The 17,319-nt window shown below is 69.5% G+C and carries 14 protein-coding genes; 6 read left to right on the forward strand and 8 right to left on the reverse strand.

What is annotated here, in order from left to right; translation table 11 throughout:
- Positions 1 to 134 precede the first annotated feature (134 nt).
- The 5 genes from ABZ552_RS09190 to ABZ552_RS09210 all read left to right on the forward strand — a co-directional run bounded on the left by ABZ552_RS09190 (position 135) and on the right by ABZ552_RS09210 (position 6,974).
- The gene (locus ABZ552_RS09190; protein ID WP_281880745.1) at positions 135 to 749 is read left to right on the forward strand and encodes a TetR/AcrR family transcriptional regulator; all 615 of its coding nucleotides are present in this window, start codon (positions 135 to 137) and stop codon (positions 747 to 749) included.
- A 182-nt stretch (positions 750 to 931) separates the two neighbouring features.
- On the forward strand, positions 932 to 1,579 hold the full coding sequence (locus tag ABZ552_RS09195) for a TetR/AcrR family transcriptional regulator (protein WP_063021525.1): 648 nt from the start codon (positions 932 to 934) through the stop codon (positions 1,577 to 1,579).
- 620 nt (positions 1,580 to 2,199) lie between these two features.
- Entirely contained in the window at positions 2,200 to 5,811 is a 3,612-nt protein-coding gene (gene mfd, locus ABZ552_RS09200; RefSeq protein WP_357436326.1) for a transcription-repair coupling factor, read from the forward strand.
- Between the two features lie 143 nt (positions 5,812 to 5,954).
- Positions 5,955 to 6,593: a MazG family protein gene (locus ABZ552_RS09205; RefSeq protein WP_281919496.1), complete on the forward strand. Its 639-nt coding sequence runs from the start codon at positions 5,955 to 5,957 to the stop codon at positions 6,591 to 6,593.
- 57 nt (positions 6,594 to 6,650) lie between these two features.
- Positions 6,651 to 6,974 (forward strand): hypothetical protein, encoded by a 324-nt coding sequence (locus ABZ552_RS09210; RefSeq protein WP_281877586.1) that lies wholly within the window; start codon positions 6,651 to 6,653, stop codon positions 6,972 to 6,974.
- An 85-nt stretch (positions 6,975 to 7,059) separates the two neighbouring features.
- On the opposite strand, the gene ABZ552_RS09215 is transcribed toward ABZ552_RS09210, so the two are convergent.
- The 3 genes from ABZ552_RS09215 to ABZ552_RS09225 all read right to left on the reverse strand — a co-directional run bounded on the left by ABZ552_RS09215 (position 7,060) and on the right by ABZ552_RS09225 (position 8,783).
- A complete protein-coding gene (locus ABZ552_RS09215) occupies positions 7,060 to 7,635 on the reverse strand; it encodes a TerD family protein (RefSeq protein WP_281877587.1) in 576 nt (191 codons plus the stop codon).
- A 66-nt stretch (positions 7,636 to 7,701) separates the two neighbouring features.
- Entirely contained in the window at positions 7,702 to 8,187 is a 486-nt protein-coding gene (locus tag ABZ552_RS09220) for a hypothetical protein (protein WP_281880748.1), read from the reverse strand.
- 140 nt (positions 8,188 to 8,327) lie between these two features.
- The gene (locus ABZ552_RS09225; protein ID WP_281917277.1) at positions 8,328 to 8,783 is read right to left on the reverse strand and encodes a flavodoxin family protein; all 456 of its coding nucleotides are present in this window, start codon (positions 8,781 to 8,783) and stop codon (positions 8,328 to 8,330) included.
- A gap of 542 nt (positions 8,784 to 9,325) precedes the next feature.
- On the opposite strand from ABZ552_RS09225, the gene ABZ552_RS09230 reads away from it, so the two are divergent.
- Positions 9,326 to 10,750 carry a stealth family protein gene (locus tag ABZ552_RS09230; protein WP_281880749.1) on the forward strand — a complete coding sequence of 475 codons (1,425 nt, stop codon included), beginning with the start codon at positions 9,326 to 9,328 and terminating at the stop codon, positions 10,748 to 10,750.
- On the opposite strand, the gene ABZ552_RS09235 is transcribed toward ABZ552_RS09230, so the two are convergent.
- The 5 genes from ABZ552_RS09235 to ABZ552_RS09255 all read right to left on the reverse strand — a co-directional run bounded on the left by ABZ552_RS09235 (position 10,698) and on the right by ABZ552_RS09255 (position 17,305).
- Positions 10,698 to 11,651 (reverse strand): phosphodiesterase, encoded by a 954-nt coding sequence (locus tag ABZ552_RS09235; RefSeq protein WP_281877591.1) that lies wholly within the window; start codon positions 11,649 to 11,651, stop codon positions 10,698 to 10,700. The genes ABZ552_RS09230 and ABZ552_RS09235 overlap by 53 nt on opposite strands.
- Positions 11,652 to 11,814: 163 nt before the next feature.
- Positions 11,815 to 12,903 (reverse strand): glycerol dehydrogenase, encoded by a 1,089-nt coding sequence (locus ABZ552_RS09240; RefSeq protein ID WP_281877592.1) that lies wholly within the window; start codon positions 12,901 to 12,903, stop codon positions 11,815 to 11,817.
- 504 nt (positions 12,904 to 13,407) lie between these two features.
- Positions 13,408 to 14,811 (reverse strand): MATE family efflux transporter, encoded by a 1,404-nt coding sequence (locus ABZ552_RS09245; RefSeq protein WP_281877593.1) that lies wholly within the window; start codon positions 14,809 to 14,811, stop codon positions 13,408 to 13,410.
- Positions 14,812 to 14,863: 52 nt separating this feature from the next.
- Positions 14,864 to 15,895, reverse strand: coding sequence for a cysteine synthase family protein (locus ABZ552_RS09250; protein WP_281877594.1), 1,032 nt, complete (start codon positions 15,893 to 15,895; stop codon positions 14,864 to 14,866).
- A gap of 33 nt (positions 15,896 to 15,928) precedes the next feature.
- Entirely contained in the window at positions 15,929 to 17,305 is a 1,377-nt protein-coding gene (locus ABZ552_RS09255) for an alanine racemase (RefSeq protein WP_357436329.1), read from the reverse strand.
- Between the last annotated feature and the right edge of the window lie 14 nt (positions 17,306 to 17,319).

Consider the following 17,319-nt stretch of genomic DNA (forward strand, 5'->3'; position numbering starts at 1 on the left):
CCCGCGACGCGCCGATGGCATGCGATCGTCGGCTCGGAGGGAACCGTCGAGGCACGCACGACCGGCCACAACGCGGAGAGGGCGGAGGAGCAGGGGTGTCTTCGGGTGAGTCGCATCGAGTGTCCCGGCCACGAATGACCGGCACCCAGCGGCGTCAGCAACTGATCGAGATCGGGCGCGCGCTGTTCGCCGAACGCGGTTACGACGCGACGTCCATCGAGGAGATCGCGCAACGCGCCCAGGTCTCCAAACCCGTGGTGTACGAACACTTCGGCGGCAAGGAGGGGCTGTACGCGGTGGTCGTCGACCGGGAGATGTCGATGCTGCTGGACATGATCACCTCCTCGCTCACCCGCAACCGGTCGCGGATCCGGCTCGAACAGGTCGCGCTGGCGCTGCTGACCTACATCGAAGAACGAACCGACGGGTTTCGAATTCTGGTGCGCGATCAGCCCGCCGCCGCCGCGGAGGGCCGGTACTCCAGTTTGCTCAACGAGGCGACCAATCAGGTGGCGCACATCCTGGCCGGAGATTTCGCGCGCCGCGGGTTCGACACCAGCCTGACCACCCTCTATGCGCAGGCGCTCGTCGGCCAGGTCGCCACCGCCGCGACCTGGTGGCTGGACGAGCGCAAACCGTCGAAAGAGGTTGTGGCGGCCCACTTGGTGAACCTGTGCTGGAACGGGCTCAGCCATCTGGAGGCCGATCCGCAGTTGAGTTCGGAATGGCGCGCGGGCGCCGGTGAGTGACCCGGATTGTTAACCAGCAAATTGCGCGACAGGTCTTGCCGAATGCTCGAATTGGCTGCTGGGCGCGCGCCTGGTGGTACGGTTCACCCATCCTTTGGGTGCTGTTCGGGCGGTAAGTCGGTCAACTTCGGGATGTCGGTCTACTTCAGGATGGCTGGTTTTTAGGATGACAGGCGGATCTGATGGCTAGGCAAGCGCGCGCGGAGATCACCCGCGACTCCGTCCTGGCAGGCGCTGCCGATGTCTTTCTGCGCTTGGGATATGCGAATGCGAGCCTGAGCGAGATCATCGCGCAGTCCAATGTCACCAAGGGCGCCTTGTATTTTCACTTCGGCTCGAAGGAAGAGCTGGCGCGCGCCGTGGTCGACCAGGGCAACGAGCGACTGACCAGCTCGTGTCAGGGCTTCTTCGATCCCCGGGTGCCCGCGTTGGAAGCGTGCATCGGCATCACCTACGTCGTCGCCGATCTATCCATGAACGATCCGATGGTCGGCGCCATGCTGAAGCTGACCCACCAGATCGGCGACTACCGCGGCGCCCAAGGCGACAACATCGCCAAGAACTGGGGCGACACCTACCGGCTGCTCGCCGAGCGCGCCATCGCCCAGGGCGACCTGATCGCCGACCTGGACGCGGAGGTCATCGGCCTGCTGTGGCAGGAGATGGCCGCGGGCGTGCACATCATCGCCGTCGGCACCGAGTCCATCGACCAGATGGCGGTCCGGATGGAGCGCGCCTGGTACTTCCTGCTCCCGGCCATCGTGCCACCCGAAAAGCTTTCGTACTTCAGGGAGTTCGCGGCCAGGAGACTGCGGCGCTACGTGCCGTGATATTCGGCCGCGACTTCGTCGCGGCGTGTTCGCGGCCCCTTGGTGGCTCGCGTTCGAGCGACCGCCGCTTGCTCCTTCGTCGCGTACGCGTCGGCCGCTCGAACGCGAGCCGGGCCGCGAACGCGCATGCTCGGTCTCGCTTCGCTCGGAAGACGTGGTTGCGGTGCGCCGGGCACGTCGGCGTTCGCACTCGCGCTATGACGCTCTCGGCCCGGAACGGCTGAGCGGGCTCGGGCTCGCCGCGTGCGTGGTTGCCCGGGGACTCGCCTGGTGTGCTGGTCCCTGCGGGTCTGCGGCTTGTGGTGGCTCGGACATGAGCTGTAGTCGGGCCGTGAACCGGTGCAGGCGCTGTCTCGGATCCTCGGAACCCGGTGTCGGGTCGGCGTGGGCGTGGGTCGCCGACGGCTTCCCCGGCTGGGTGCTTCTCGGTGCGGCTCGATCCTGGTTCCGCCGCTATCAGCTGGAACATGCGGCGGGGTGACGGTCGTGAAGTGTGCGGATGGGTGCTCGGGCGCTGGACCGCCGCCGCGTCGCGGTGCGGGCGCTGCGAAAACGAGATGCTCGCTTCACTAGACTCGGTGGGCCGCTCGAAACGTGTCGCCTGCGCTCAGGAGTTGTCGATGTCCACCCACCGTCCGCCGCTGGCGGGACTGGCCGCCGCGGCTGGTGCCGATACCTCGCTACGGACCGTTACGGAGCTGATCGGCACCTCGTCGGTCGAGTTGGTCGCGCCGTCGGCGGTGCGGCCGTTCGTCGCGGCGCGGTTGGCGGGCGAGCGGCCGCTGGTGGTGGTCACGGCCACCGGGCGGGAGGCCGACGATCTGACCGTCGAACTGACGGAGATGCTCGGCCCGGCGGTCGCGCAGTTCCCGTCCTGGGAGACGTTGCCGCACGAGCGGCTCTCACCCGGTGCGGACACGGTGGGGCGCAGGCTGGAGGTGCTGCGCCGGATCGCCCATCCCGACGACCCGCACTTCCCCGCGCCGCTGCGCGTCGTGGTGACCACGGTGCGGTCGCTGATGCAGCCGATGGCGGGCGGGCTCGGCGACATCGAGCCGATCGTGCTGCGCGTCGGTGCCGAGCTGGACTTCGACGAACTGCTCGTGCGGCTGGTCGAGTTCGCCTACACCCGGGTCGACATGGTGGGCAAGCGGGGCGAGTTCGCGGTGCGCGGCGGCATCCTCGACGTCTTCCCGCCCACGGCCGACCACCCGGTGCGTGTGGAGTTCTGGGGCGACGAGGTCACCGAACTGCGGCCGTTCGCCGTCGCCGACCAACGCTCGCTGCCGGACGTCGCGGTGGACGTGGTGGTCGCGCAGCCGTGCCGGGAGCTGTTGCTCACCCCCGAGGTGCGCGAGCGCGCCGCCGAGGTCGCCGTCGCCAACGCGGCGGATGCGGCGCTGGTGGAGATGCTGGAGAAACTGGCGCAGGGCATCCCGGTCGAGGGCATGGAAGCGCTGTTGCCCGTGCTGCGACCGGGACGATTGTGCCTGCTCACCGAGGTGCTGCCGGAGGGAACGCACGTGCTGCTGTGCGATCCGGAGAAGATTCGCACCCGCGCGGCCGACCTGGTGCGCACCGGCGAGGAATTCCTCGAGGCCTCCTGGACGGCCGCCTCGTTCGGCGGCGCCGCGCCGCTCGGCGGCCACGGCCTCGACCTGGCCGCCTCGGCCTACCGCCCGCTGACCGAGATCCACGCCAGCGCCGACCGGCAAGGCCTGCCGTGGTGGACGCTGAGCCCGCTGGCCTCGGGGAATTCGTCCGAGGTGGTGCTGCGGGTGCTGCCCGGCCCCGCCGCGCGCGGGTCCGACGAACTGGTGGCGACCCTGTTCGCCTCGTTGCGCGCCCACGTCACGACCGGCGGCAGAGCCGTGGTGGTGGTCGCCGGTCACGGCACGGCGCAGCGCATCCTGGAACGGCTCGCGGATGCCGACGTGCCCGCCGCCGCGCTGGCGACGGGCGCCGAGCCGAACGAGGGCGTGGTGGGCGTGCTGTGCGGCTCGCTGCACGACGGGCTGGTGTTCGAGGACGCCGGACTGGTGGTCGTCGCCGAGTCCGACCTCACCGGCAACCGGGTCACCGCGCCGGCCGAAGGCAAGCGGATGCCGGCCAAGCGCCGCAACCAGGTCGACCCGCTCGCGTTGAGCGCGGGCGACATGGTGGTGCACGACCAGCACGGCATCGGCAAGTTCGTCGAGATGATCGAGCGCACCGTCGGCGGCGCCCGCCGCGAGTACCTGGTGATCGAGTACGCGCCGAGCAAGCGCGGCCAGCCCGGCGACCGGCTGTTCGTCCCGATGGAGTCGCTCGATCAGCTCTCCCGCTACGTCGGCGGCGAGATGCCCGGACTGTCCAAGCTCGGCGGCTCGGATTGGGCCAACACCAAACGCAAGGCGCGCAAGGCCGTGCGCGAGATCGCGGGTGAGCTCGTGCAGTTGTACGCGGCCCGTCAGGCGGCGCCCGGCCACGCCTTCGGCCCGGACACGCCGTGGCAGAAGGAGATGGAGGACGCGTTCGCGTTCACCGAGACCGTCGACCAGATGACCGCCATCGCCGAGGTGAAGTCGGACATGGAGAAGCCGGTCCCGATGGACCGCGTGGTCTGCGGCGACGTCGGCTACGGCAAGACCGAGATCGCGGTGCGCGCGGCGTTCAAGGCGGTGCAGGACGGCAAGCAGGTCGTCGTGCTGGTGCCGACCACGCTGCTGGCGCAGCAGCATCTGCAGACGTTCACCGAGCGCGTCGCGGGCTTCCCGATCACCGTGAAGGGCCTGTCGCGCTTCACCGATCCGGCCGAGGCCCGCGCCGTGCTGGAGGGGATGGCCGACGGCAGCGTCGACATCGTGGTGGGCACCCATCGGCTCCTGCAGACCGGCGTGCGCTGGAAGGACCTCGGTCTGGTCGTGGTCGACGAGGAGCAGCGGTTCGGCGTCGAGCACAAGGAGCACATCAAGGCGCTGCGCACACACGTCGACGTGCTCACCATGTCGGCCACCCCGATCCCGCGCACCCTGGAGATGAGCCTGGCCGGGATCCGCGAGATGTCGACCATCCTGACCCCGCCGGAGGAACGCCACCCGGTGCTCACCTACGTGGGCGCCTACAACGACAAGCAGGTCACCGCCGCCATCCGCCGCGAGCTGCTGCGCGACGGCCAGGTCTTCTACGTGCACAACCGGGTGTCGTCGATCGACAAGGCGGCCAAGCGGATTCGCGATCTGGTGCCGGAGGCGCGTGTGGTGGTCGCGCACGGTCAGATGAACGAGGACGCGCTCGAGTCCACCGTGCAGGGTTTCTGGCAGCGCGAATACGACGTGCTGGTGTGCACCACGATCATCGAGACCGGCCTGGACATCTCCAACGCCAACACGTTGATCGTGGAACGCGCCGATGCGCTGGGCCTCTCGCAGTTGCACCAGTTGCGCGGACGGGTCGGGCGCAGTCGCGAACGCGGTTACGCCTACTTCCTGTACCCGCCGGAGAAGCCGCTCACCGAGACGGCCTACGACCGTCTGGCCACCATCTCGCAGAACTCCGACCTCGGCGCGGGTATGGCGGTCGCGATGAAGGACCTGGAGATCCGCGGCGCGGGCAACGTGCTCGGCGCCGAGCAGTCCGGCCACGTCGCCGGTGTCGGCTTCGATCTCTACGTGCGGCTGGTCGGCGAGGCCGTCGAAGCGTATCGCGCCGCTGCGGACGGCAAGCCGATCACCACCGAGGAGGTCAAGGAGGTCCGCATCGACCTGCCCGTCGACGCGCACATCCCGCCCGACTACATCGCCAGCGACCGGTTGCGCCTGGAGGCGTACCGCAAACTCGCTGCGGCGCAGGATGATTCAGCGCTGGCGCAAGTCGTGGAGGAACTCGTCGACCGCTACGGCCCGCTGCCCGTCGAGGTCGGGCGCCTGGTCTCGGTGGCCAAGCTGCGGTTGCTCGCCCGCGAGTACGAGGTGACCGAGATCGCCGTCACCGGGACCACCTTGAAGATCTCGCCGCTGCACCTGCCCGATTCCAAGCAGTTGCGCCTCGAGCGGCTCTACCCGAGCGCCGGATACCGTGCCGCGTCCGGGGTGGTGCAGCTTCCGTTGCCGCGCGTCGAAGACAGTGTCGGGGCCGAGCGGGTCCGGGATGTGGTGCTGCTGCAGTTCGTCGCCGACCTGCTGCTGGCGTTGGACGGGAAGGCGCAGGGCGCGGTCGACCTCACCGTGGCCGCCGAGATGGCGCCGCGATGAGCTCGACTCGCGACGAGTCCGTCCTGCGGGCCGCCCGGCACCGCGCTTCCGAGACTGTGGATCGTGCCGCGCCGGACGGTGCCGCGGTCGCGCGCACCGACACCGCGGTGGTCGCGGCGGGACTGGCCGGAGCCGTCGAGGTCATGGACCGCCTCTGGCATTTCGGCGGCTGGGAAGTCACCCAGACCCACGACTCGCTGCGACCCTATCTGCTCGAGGAAACCTACGAGCTGCTCGACGCCATCCAGCACGACGATGCCGAGACGATCAAGGAAGAACTCGGCGACCTGCTGCTGCAAGTGCTGTTCCATTCCAGGATCGCCGAGGCGGCGGGCGAATTCACCGTCGACGACGTCGCCGCAGCCCTGGTCGCCAAGCTGGTCAACCGCAGCCCGCACCTCGTGGACTCCGCGATCGGTCCCGGCGCCTCGGTGGCCGAGAAGATCGCCGCCCAGGAGCGCGCCTGGGAAGAGCGCAAATCCGCCGAGAAGTCCCGTCGTTCCTGCCTGGACGGCATCGCCATGGCTCAGCCCGCCCTGGCCCTCGCCGAGAAGGTCGTCTCCCGTAGCACCAAGGCGGGCCTGCCGCCCGACCTCGTCCCCGAAGCGCTCCTGATCGTGCACCTGGGCGGCCCGGACAGTGCCGAAGAACGTCTCCGCAAGGCGACTCTCACCTTCGCCGCCGCCATCCGCACGGCGGAGGACGCGGCGGAAAAGGAGCGCGGCGAACGTCTTCCGCTGACCGCGGCGGATTGGCGCGCCTTCTGGCCGGACAACGAGTAGGGGCCGCGCCCCGAAGACGCACGGTCTGCCACAGCCCGGATCAGGGACACTGAGAGAATGCCGTACCCCGAACTGAATGCACGCCCGCGATGGCAATCGACCGGAAACGGCAAATTCCCCGTCGCCGCCCATGTCGAGGGCCGGTGGTGGGTCCTCCGAGTGAACGGTTTCCCCGACCACCCGCTGTGGACTTTGTTCATCGACGGCGCACCGCGTTTCGACATCGACGACACACCGCCCGGATGGGATCGACCGAGTGCCCGCTCCGCACCGCCCTTGGATGCCTCCAGCGTCGAGCAGGTCTTGGCTCCGGTGCGGCATTTCGTGGCCTATGGCAGTGAGGTCGGCGACCCGTGCGACGACCCGGTTTGCTGCGGTTGACGTCGGGCAAACGCACAGCCTGCGTACGGGTCTTCCGGGATACCTCTGCGCGTGGAAGACCCGCGCGGCGATGAACCGGAGAATCTCAGACGTTGACGCCGTAATCCCGTGCGATGCCCGCGAGACCGGAGGCGTAGCCCTGGCCGATGGCGCGGAACTTCCACTCGTTGTTGTGGCGGTACAGCTCGCCGAAGATCATGGCCGTTTCGGTGGACGCGTCCTCGGTGAGGTCGTAGCGAGCCAGCTCGACGCCGGTGGTGGCGTCGACGACGCGGATGAAGGCGTTGCGGATCTGGCCGAACGACTGGCCGCGCGCGTCGGCGTCGTGGATGGACACCGGGAAGAAGATGTTGGTGATGGTCGGCGGCGTCGCGGTGAGGTCGACGTTGATCACCTCGTCGTCGCCTTCGCCCGCGCCGGTGAGGTTGTCGCCGGTGTGCTCGATGGAGCCGTCGGGCGAACGCAGGTTGTTGTAGAAGATGAAGTGCTGGTCGGACAGCACTTTCAGGTTCGGTCCGCAGGCGAGCGCGCTGGCGTCGAGGTCGTAGTCGGCGCCGGTGGTGGTGCGCACGTCCCAGCCGAGCCCCACCGACACCTTGGTGAGATTAGCGGCCTGCTTCGACAGCGAGACGTTGCCGCCTTTGGCCAGAGTGACGCTCATGATCCCCTTCCGCGCGGCACGGCCGGTGCCGCCTCTTTCTTGCGCCCGGAAAACGTCGGGCGGATTTCAGTTCTGGTGATCGGCCCAGGATTGCAGGGTGCTGACCCGGCCCTGCAGCGCGCGCAGTTCGCTCTGGTCGTCGAGCACCGTGCGCTGGATGCCTTGCACGACCGCGAAGGCCGACTGGCGATGATCATCGATCACGTCGACGTCGATGCGGACGGCGACGTAATCGTCGGCGCCGGGCATCTGCTCGGCGACCACATGCGCGGTCCCCCGGGCGCACATCGCCACATTGCCGCCGCCGAGGATCAGCAGCGCCACCTCGGGATGGTCGCGCAGCCGGGCCAGCGAACCGCGGTCGTGCTTCAGGCTGAGCAGGATGCGCCGGTCACCGGCCCGCACCGGCCAGGACACCGGAATCGCGTGCGGCGCAGGATCGGTCGTCACCAGCACGCCGATCGTCTCCAGCGGCCACTCGGGGAGCACGTCCAGCTCGGGATGATCTGTCGAGTTGTGCTGACGTTGGGCGGGGCTCGCTCCGGCTGCCATCTTCGTCACCTCATGGATCGTCGAGCGCGGCGGGCTGTCCGCGCTTGATAGCAGTCTAAGGTGCTGTGCGCCTTACGCGCTGGCGCTGTGCGCTTTGTCCGGACCGCACTCCGGGAGCATCGGCCCGCGGCCGCTGCCGGTCAGGCCGAGACCGGCGCGGGGATGTCGAGCGCGGCGGCCCACTGCCGCGCCATGTCCTTGACGCGGACCTCGGTCGACGCGTCATGCCGCGCGTGCTCGCCGACCTGGACGGCGCCGCGGTCGGCGAGCCTCTCGGCGATGATCTCGCCGCCGCGATTGAACGTGTCGCCGTACACCGTGTCACCGAGCCCGAAGACGGCGAACCGCAGTCCGCTCAGGTCCGGCGCGGCGCGGTCGAGCGCGTCGGCGAAGGGCTCGGCGCCGGTCGGCAGGTCGCCGTCGCCATAGGTTGAGCACACGACGATGTGGAAGTCGCGGACGTCCAGTTCCTCGACGCCGAAGTCCGTCATGTCGTGCACCGAGACGTCGTGCGCGCCGCGCAGCTCCTCGGCGATGCTGTCCGCCGCGGACTCCGCGGTGCCCATCTCGGTTCCGAACAGAATGACGACACGCACCGGTACGACCCCTTCTCGCATCAATATGGTGAGCCTACCCTAACTATAGCGAAGGATGTGCTGCGACGTCATCGGATGATCGGTCTCGGCGGGGGAGAGCGGAGCGCAGGCGTTTCAACTGCGCCGATTGACGGAATCTCCGGCGCGTTGCATCATTCCTAGAGGTGCCCGGTGTTTTCCGGGCCGACCTTCCCGCCGGCCGATGACTGTCCGGCTCCGCGGCTGCCGCCCGTGCGGTCGAGTTCCCGCCACGAGTGCAGCGCTTCCATTCATGACGCTTCGCGCGTCCGGCCGTGAGTGAGGTGAAAACGAAATGGTCTACCAGTCGTCTGCATGCCAGGTGGTCAATTCGTACGCCCGCTTCGGCTCCCTTCCCCACGTCTGAATGTCACCGCGCTGGGCGCGGTCGTCTCTCGCCGATGTCTCGCATCGGCGGACTCGCGGCTCGGCGCGGTGCCCCGGACCAGTCGTAAACCGGTGAACAGACGGATGTGGAGGCAGTCATGACGGACAGGGGAGCAGTGGATTCGGGGGCGGTGGAGATGGTGACGCGGGCCATGGCGAGCAACTTCGCCGTGTCCGCGGCGATGATCGAGGATCTCGGCTATCTGCGCGCGGAGCTGGCGGCCGCGGAGGTGCCGTTCCTGCTCGTGCGCGACAGCGGGCACCGGCTGGTGCTGGCGGCCGACGCGGCGCATCGGCCGATGGTGCGCCGGGTGACCGCCGCGGCGATGTCGGCCGGATTCTCCTGTGTGGAATTGCGGCACAACATCTTCCGGCTCGGACGCGACCACGATCCGGCGCATCACGTCGAACTGGAGCTGTGGGAGTACCACGGTGACACGGTGACCTGTCCGCGCCCGAACGCGCTGACCCGGACGGTCTTCGACCTCGCCGACGTCCAGCGCACGCAAGTGCGGCTGTTCGATCGGACCTGGCCCACCCTGGTCGACATGTTCGCGCCGCAGACCGGTGACGTCGGCTTCGACATCGACCTGGTGTTCTCCTGGGTGGACGGCTCCGATCCGGAATTCCGCGCCCGCCGCGCCGGGATGCTCGCCCAGGTCGTGGTCGGTGAGGGCGACGACGCGGAGGCCAGGATCCGGCAGATCGACGAGCTGAAGTACGCGCTGCGGTCGGTGCACAAGAACGCGCCGTGGATCCGCAGGATCTTCATCGCGACCGACTCCACGCCGCCGGACTGGCTGACCGCGCATCCGAAGGTGACCGTGGTGCGGGCGGTGGACCATTTCCGGGACCTCAGCGGTCTGCCGGTGTTCAACTCGCACGCGGTGGAATGCCAGTTGCAGCACATCGACGGGCTCAGCGAACACTTCCTGTACTCCAACGACGACATGTTCTTCGCGCGGCCGGTACGTCCGTCGATGTTCTTCACCCCGGGCGGCGTGAGCCGGTTCATCGAAGCGGATACCAGGATCGGTCCGGGCGGCAACAACGAGCGGCGCAGCGGTTTCGAGAACGCGGCGCGGGTCAACCGGGCCTTGCTGGCCGATCGTTTCGGTTATGTCATCACCCGGCACCTGGAGCACACGCCGGTGCCGCTGCGGCGCAGCGTGCTGCTGGAGATGGAGGAGGAGTTCGCCGCCGACTTCGCGCGCACGAGTGCGAGCCGGTTCCGGGCGGCCACCGACATCTCGGTCACCAACTCGCTGTATCACTACTACGCCCTGCTGACCGGGCGGGCGGTGCCGCAGGAATCGGCGAAGGTGCGGTACGTCGACACCACCAGCTACAGCGGCCTGTCCCTGCTGGACGGTCTGGCGCGCCATCGCGACGTCGACTTCTTCTGCCTCAACGACGGCAGTTTCCCGGAGGTCGCCGAGTCGGAACGGGTGCGGATCGTGTCGGAGTTCCTGGCGGGGTACTACCCCGAGGCGGCGCCGTGGGAGCGGCTCAGCACACCGCCTCGTCATCCGCTTCCGGAGTCGACGCAGGGCGCCGCATGACGTGCGGGATGCGCGCGGCGGGCGGGATCACGATGCCCTCCTGGGTCAACCGCCGCTGCGCCTCCTCCGGCGTGGCGGGCGCGCCGACCGTGCTGCCGCGCTCGATGGGCACCACCGAGTGCACCACGGTGTCCGGGTAGATGTGCACGTAGTTGAAGGCCTGCGCGCCGTCACGACCGCGCAGGCCGCCCTGCGCAACGCCGAGATCCTGGCTGTAGCAGGTGGCCGAGGCCACCGAGACCGGGATGCCCGCGAAGGTCGCGCTGGTGGAGAAGTGCAGGTGCCCGGCGAGGATCGCGCGCACGTCGCTGCCGTCCAGTACGTCGGCCAACCGGCGCTGATCCCGCAGTTCCACGGTGACGGCGAGATCCACCACGCACGGCACCGGCGGGTGGTGCATGGCCAGGATGGTGCCGAACGGGGCGGGTTCGGCCAGCACCGAGCGCAGCCACGCCAACTGGTCGTCGGAGATCTCGCCGTAGTGGTGGCCGGGGACGGAGGTATCCAGGGCGACGATGCGCAGGCCGTCGATCAGATGCACCCGGTCCAGCGGGGAAGTGGTGGGGTACTCGCCGAGCAGGCGGGCGCGCAGAGCGGCGCGGTCATCATGGTTGCCGGTGACCCACACGATCGGAGCCTGCAAACTTCTGGCGAATGGCTCGACGATCGACTTCAGCTTGGCGTACGCGGCGGGCTCGCCCCGATCGGTGAGGTCGCCGGTGAACACTATCGCGGTCGGCCGGATCCGGCTCGCCGCGGCCTGTTCGAGCAGTTGCCGTAACCGCAGGTCGGCGTCGACATCGCCGTACAGGGGGTCGTCGCCCGCGATGAGATGCGTGTCGCTGAAATGGAACAACACGTGATCCGGACGCGGATACTCCGCGACTCTGGTGATGGCCACCGGACCGAATCCCTCCTGGCGGTTTGCCCGCCATTGGCTTGGCTCCGTCGCCACGATAGCGTCGGTTACGGACAGGTTTCCCGACGGTTGGTGAAGACACGCTTGCGGGAAGGTGAGGTTTCGGTGTCGGACGCTGGGAAAACGGCAGCCGGTGTGGGATTCGTCACTGACCGAGGGCATCGGCGGCGCGTAGGGCGTCGACGACCATCGCGGCGTCCACCTCGAAGGGCTCGTTGTGGATGGTCTCGCCCGGCGCGGTCGCCCGGGTCGCGATGGCCGTCAGCGTCTCCTCATCGGCATCGGCCAGCCCGAGCGCGGCGAGCGTGGTCGGCAAGCCCACCGCGGCACAGAAATCGAGCACCGTAGCGATCTCCGCGGCGGGCGCGCCCTCGAGCACCAGTTGGGTGACGGTGCCGAAGGCGACCTTCTCCCCATGCAGGAAGGGACGCGTCCGCGCGGCGGCGGTGAGACCGTTGTGCACGGCGTGCGCCGCGGCCAGCCCCGACGATTCGAAGCCGAGCCCGGACAGCAGGGTGTTGGCCTCCACGACGCGCTCCAGCGCCGGTGTGACGCTGTGCGTGCGGACGGCGCTCAGCGCCTGCGCACCGTCGGCCAGCAGCGTGCGGTAACAGAGTTCGGCCAGCGCGGTGGCGCTGCGCGTGGAGGCCCCGCCGCGCATGTTGCGCACCTGCGCGGCGCTGCACGTGCGTGCCTCGAACCAGGTGGCGAGGGCGTCGCCCATTCCCGCGGCGAGCAGCCGGGCGGGCGCCTGCGCGACCACCGAGGTGTCCACCAGCACCAGCGCCGGATTCCGCCGGACCAGCTGATACGCCTCGAACTCGCCGGCATCGGTGTAGATCACCGACAGCGCGCTGCACGGCGCGTCGCTGGAGGCGGTGCTCGGACAGCTGATCATCGGCAGGTCGAGATCGTCGGCGACCGCGCGCGCCGCGTCGAGCACCTTGCCGCCGCCCGCGCCGAGCACGACCGTGCTGCCGGTCTCCTCGGCGGCGTGGGCGATCCGCGCGATCTCCGCCCGGCTGCATTCGCCGCCGGACAGATGGATCGAATAGGCGATCTTCGCGTCGGTCAGTGAGCGCTCCCAGGTGTCGGCGAGCAGCCGGAAGGCGCTGGATCCGGCCACGATGAGCACCGGACCCCCGATGCCGAGCCGCGTCATCTCCGCGCCGAGCGCGGCGGTGGCGTCCCGGCCCTGCACGTAATGCCCCGGCGAGGAGAACACGCTGAGCATCCGGCACCTCCCGATCCCGGGCCGCGCGCACGCATTCGGCCCGACCGACGACCCTTCAACGCTACGTGACGCCCCGTTTTCCACGGCGGTGATCGACGAACTCGCCGCGCACCCCGTGCGTGCGCGTCGCGTCGTTCGGCAGTGCTGGAGCGGACTCCGACCGAGTTCCGGCGTCCGGGACCGCCGGTGCCGGAACGTGCGATCGCGAACTCCCGCACAACGTCGCCGCCGCGGACCGACCAGGGTCTCGAGCCTCCCATCGGATGGTGCGACGCGCTCGCGGCCGCCCGCCCTCTCGCGGCGGTGTCCGGGGCAGTCTCGGAGACGGGAAAGCGCCCGTCGCGCACGGAGGGGATTCGACCTACCGCCGGTTGCCCGGGGCAGTCTCGAGACGGGAAAGCGCCGTCGCGCACCGAAAGGGATTCGACCTACCGCCGATTGCCCGGGGCCGGGGCGATTGGGAGTGCCCCGGCCCGAGGCGCCGCACCGCGCGATCGGGACCGATCAGCTCTGGGTGGTGAGGGTCTCCGGGAGCAGGCGGGGCCGGTCGCGTTCCCGCTCACCGAGCAACACGAAGTAGCGGCGCAGCATGAGGATCGCGGTGGTGGACAAGCCCGCGGTCAGGCCCCACCAGACGCCGGCCGCGCCGAGCCCGGCCGGGTAGGCCAGCAGCAGGGCGACGGGCAGGCCGACGCCCCAATAGCCGATCAGCGAGAGCCGGAAGCCCGCGTTGGTCGCCTTCAGCCCGCGCAGCAGGCCGGTGCCGATGTTCTGCGCGGCGTCGAAGAACTGCAGCACGATGCCGATCAGCAGCAGGGTGTGCGCGACGCGGATGGTGTCGGCATCCGAGGAATCCAGGAAAGGTCGCAGCACCAGATCGGGCGCGAGCACGTAGACCGTGCCCGTCACCGCCGCGATCACCGCGGCGTGCCGCAGCGCCAGCCAGGCCAGCGCGCGGGCGTGCGCGTGCTCGTCCCGCGCGACCGCGTGGCTGACCAGGATCGACGCACCGTGCGAGAGGCCGATCGCCACTTGGAAGACGATGTAGATGATCTGGTAGACGACGTTGTGCGCCGCCAGCGCCGCCGGGCCGATGCTGCCCATGACCAGCGCGAGCACCGAGAACATGCCGGCCTCGGAGCCGTAGGTGAGCGCGATCGGCGTGCCCAGTCGAAGCTCGGCGCGCACGGTGCTGAGCCGCACCGGCAGCGGTGTCCTGGGCAGGGTGCGGCCGAGTTCGTCGTCGTGCCACACCATCGCCCAGAACACGCCGAAGGTGATCAGGAAGACCAGCGAGGTCGCGACCCCGATGCCGGTCAGCCCGAGCGCGGGCAACCCGCCCTTGCCGTGGATGAGGCCGAAGGCCAGCACCAGGTTGAGCACCACCGAGCCGAGCGTGACCAGCAGCAGCGCCTGCGGGCGCTGCATTCCGACCGTGTACTGGCGCAGGACCTGGAACCATAGGCAGGGCAGCAGGCCCGGAGCGAGCGCCACCAGCAGCGGACGGGCGTCGGCGAGCACGCCCGGGTCCTGCCCGAGCCAGGGCAGCACCCAACCGAGCCCGATCAGCACCGCGCCGCCGAGCAGACCGGCGACCGTGGCGATCGCGAAACTCGAGCGCAGCAGGTCACGGATCTCCGGATCCGGCGAATCACCGCGCTTGCCCGCCGCGCTCACCGCGGTGGCGATCTGGTTGCCGCTGGCGGTGATCAGTCCGACGCACATGGTGCGGATCTGGTTGAACAGCACGATCGCCAGCCCGCCCGCGGCCACCTGGCGCACGCCGAGCGTGCCCATCAGCGCGATGTTGGTGGTCGACACCGCGATCTGGGCCAGCTGGGTCAGCGCGATGGGCGTCGCGAGCGCGGTGAGCCGCCCGCCGTCGCCGCGGAAACTCGTCACGATCACCGGTTCTCCTTCGCAGAGGGCGAGAGCGTCGTCTTGCGCGGGCGACCGGACTTCACCGCGCCTGCACCAGTGCGTTGCGGGCGGCGGGCGCGTAGCGCCGCAGCAGCACGGCGACCTCGCGTTCGGTGCCGGGGTCGAGCAGGCCGCGCTCGGTCATCCAGTCGTCGTCGAACACCGTGTCCAGGTATTTCTCCCCCCCGTCGCACACGATGGTGACCACGGTGGAGCCCGGCGGGAACTCCTCGAGCCGGGTGAGCGCGGCGTGTACCGACCCGCCCGCCGACCCGCCGATCATCAGGCCCAGTTCGGCGGCCACCGCGCGGGCGGTCGCGAAGGCCGCCACATCGGTGACCTTCACGCCCTCGTCCAGCAGCGAGTAGTCGACGGCGGTGCCGATGGTGGCGCCCGGCGGGGTGCCGGTGCCCGACTGCCAGTACGGGCCGCCCGGCCCGCCGAAGGCGATCGAGCCGACCGGCTCCACGCCGATCACGTGGGGAGTGCAACCCAGCTGTCGCAGCCGGGTCGCGGTGCCGAACAGCGAGCCTCCGGTGCCCACAGCGGACAGCAGGATGTCGACCCGCTCGACGTCCTCCAGCAACTCTTCCGCCACCGGGTAGTAGCCCACCGCGTTGGCGTCGTTGTTGTGCTGCTCGGTGAAGTACGCGTCGTCCCGCTCGGCCGCCATCGCCTCGGCCAGGTCCTCCCGTGCCGAGGTGGCGAGGTTGTCGTCGCCCTCGTCGGCGACGTACACCAGTTCCGCACCCATTGCCCGCATCGCGCGCAGTTTGTCCTTACATGCGTGATGGTCGACCACTGCGGTGAAGCGATACCCACGTTCGGCGGCAACTACCGCGAGGCCGAGCCCGGTGTTGCCGGACGTGGATTCGATGATATGTCCGCCACTGCGCAGCAAACCGCGCCGCTCGGCGTCGAGCACCATTTCGCGCGCCATTCTGATCTTGGCCGCGCCGGTGGGGTTGAACTGCTCCAGTTTGAGCAGCAGGCGGGTGCCGGTCGCGGTGGCCGCGAGCTCGAACAGCGGCGTGCGGCCGATCAGATCCGTCACGCGCGTGACGAGCGGCATTGATGTCTCCTGTTTCGGGTCGGGGAAGTCGGGTCAGCTGCCGTCGCGGGTCCAGCGGAAGCGGTCGCCGGGCGCGTCGTGCAGTACGACTTTCGGTGGGATGGGCAGTTCGTGGAAGGCGGACTCGTTCGAATCCATTTGGTAGCCGGCGGTATTCGGGTAGATCAGCAGGTCGCCGACCTCGGCGGCGCGGGGCAGCGGCACCCGCCGCCAGCTCAGCATGTCGGAATCCAGACAGGTGGCCGCGCCGACACTGGTCGGTGTCAGGTCGCCGGGCCGCTCGGGCCACAGCACCGGATCGGGCAGGTACTCGCTGTCGAACCACTGCTCCGAGAGGCTGAGGCTGGTGCCGTCGACGGTGAGCAACCGGTAGGACCGGCCGTGCGCATGCCTGGTCTTGCTGCCCTGGACGCGGAAGACGGTGCATCCCGCGTGCGCGAGCAGCGCGCGTCCCGGTTCGATCGCCAGGCGCACGGCGTTGTCCCGCAGTCGTCCGGCGAGATCGTCGTGGTCGAGAATCTGGGCGAGCATGGCCGCGCCGGGCACGGGAAAGTGGTACGGGTAGTACGAATCGAAGGACTTCCCGGAGTGGAACCACTGTCTGTTCACACCCGCGGTGAACTCCAGCGCGGCGTCCGCCGCGACGTAGTCGACCCCGAAGCCCCCGCCGATCGACACCGTGGTGGCCGGATGTCCCAGCGTGCGCGCGTGCAGGCAGCGGGCGATCAGCTCGCCCGCCAGCTCCGCCCGCGCCACCGCGTCGTAGCCGGAGAGGTGAAAACTGAAGCCTTCCAGCCGGACCGAATCGTGCCCGCCCAGGATCGCCAGTGCGTCCTCGATTTCGTCAGGTGTCATGCCGAACCGGCTGGCCGATGCCGCGGGCAGCACGCGGATCAGCACGCGCGCGGGCTCACTCGCGGTGGCCAGCGCGGCGAGCCTGCCGATCTCGCCGAGGTCGTCCACCGCGATCAGCGCGCCGTGCCGGGCGGCCAGCCACAGCAGTTCGCCCGCCTTGGCGGGGCCGGTCACCATGAGATCGGCGCCGCGCACGCCCTGCGCCAGCGCCGCGGTCAGCTCGCCGACGCTGGCGACGTCGACGCCCGCCCCGTTCTCCGCGCACGCCCGCGCGACGCACCCGGCTTTGTTCGCCTTCTTGCCGTAGTAGATCGTGCCGTGCACCCCGGCGTGCGTGAAAGCGGCGCGAAAGGCCCGGATGTTGTGACCGACTCGCGCCGGATACATGACGTGGAACGGGCCGCCCATCGCGAAAGCCAGGTCTGCGAGAAGGTCCGGATCGGCGAGCAGGCGGCGCTCCCACGGGTCGAGATGCGCGGGCATCGGCGCCGCGCCGATCGACTCGTTCGCCTCGGCCCCCGGCTCCACGGCGACACTCACGTGCTCTAGACCCACCGGGCACCTCCGTG

The sequence above is a fragment of the Nocardia sp. NPDC019219 genome (assembly GCF_040632645.1).
Taxonomy (GTDB): Bacteria; Actinomycetota; Actinomycetes; order Mycobacteriales; family Mycobacteriaceae; genus Nocardia; species Nocardia sputorum.

What these genes read in the sequence shown, in the direction of transcription:
- ABZ552_RS09190 (WP_281880745.1), top strand. Translation starts at nt 135, where the DNA reads ATGACCGGCACCCAGCGGCGTCAGCAACTGATCGAGATCGGGCGCGCG.
- ABZ552_RS09195 (WP_063021525.1), top strand. Translation starts at nt 932, where the DNA reads ATGGCTAGGCAAGCGCGCGCGGAGATCACCCGCGACTCCGTCCTGGCA.
- mfd (WP_357436326.1), top strand. Translation starts at nt 2,200, where the DNA reads ATGTCCACCCACCGTCCGCCGCTGGCGGGACTGGCCGCCGCGGCTGGT.
- ABZ552_RS09205 (WP_281919496.1), top strand. Translation starts at nt 5,955, where the DNA reads ATGGACCGCCTCTGGCATTTCGGCGGCTGGGAAGTCACCCAGACCCAC.
- ABZ552_RS09210 (WP_281877586.1), top strand. Translation starts at nt 6,651, where the DNA reads ATGCCGTACCCCGAACTGAATGCACGCCCGCGATGGCAATCGACCGGA.
- ABZ552_RS09215 (WP_281877587.1), bottom strand. Translation starts at nt 7,635, where the DNA reads ATGAGCGTCACTCTGGCCAAAGGCGGCAACGTCTCGCTGTCGAAGCAG.
- ABZ552_RS09220 (WP_281880748.1), bottom strand. Translation starts at nt 8,187, where the DNA reads ATGGCAGCCGGAGCGAGCCCCGCCCAACGTCAGCACAACTCGACAGAT.
- ABZ552_RS09230 (WP_281880749.1), top strand. Translation starts at nt 9,326, where the DNA reads ATGGTGACGCGGGCCATGGCGAGCAACTTCGCCGTGTCCGCGGCGATG.
- ABZ552_RS09240 (WP_281877592.1), bottom strand. Translation starts at nt 12,903, where the DNA reads ATGCTCAGCGTGTTCTCCTCGCCGGGGCATTACGTGCAGGGCCGGGAC.
- ABZ552_RS09250 (WP_281877594.1), bottom strand. Translation starts at nt 15,895, where the DNA reads ATGCCGCTCGTCACGCGCGTGACGGATCTGATCGGCCGCACGCCGCTG.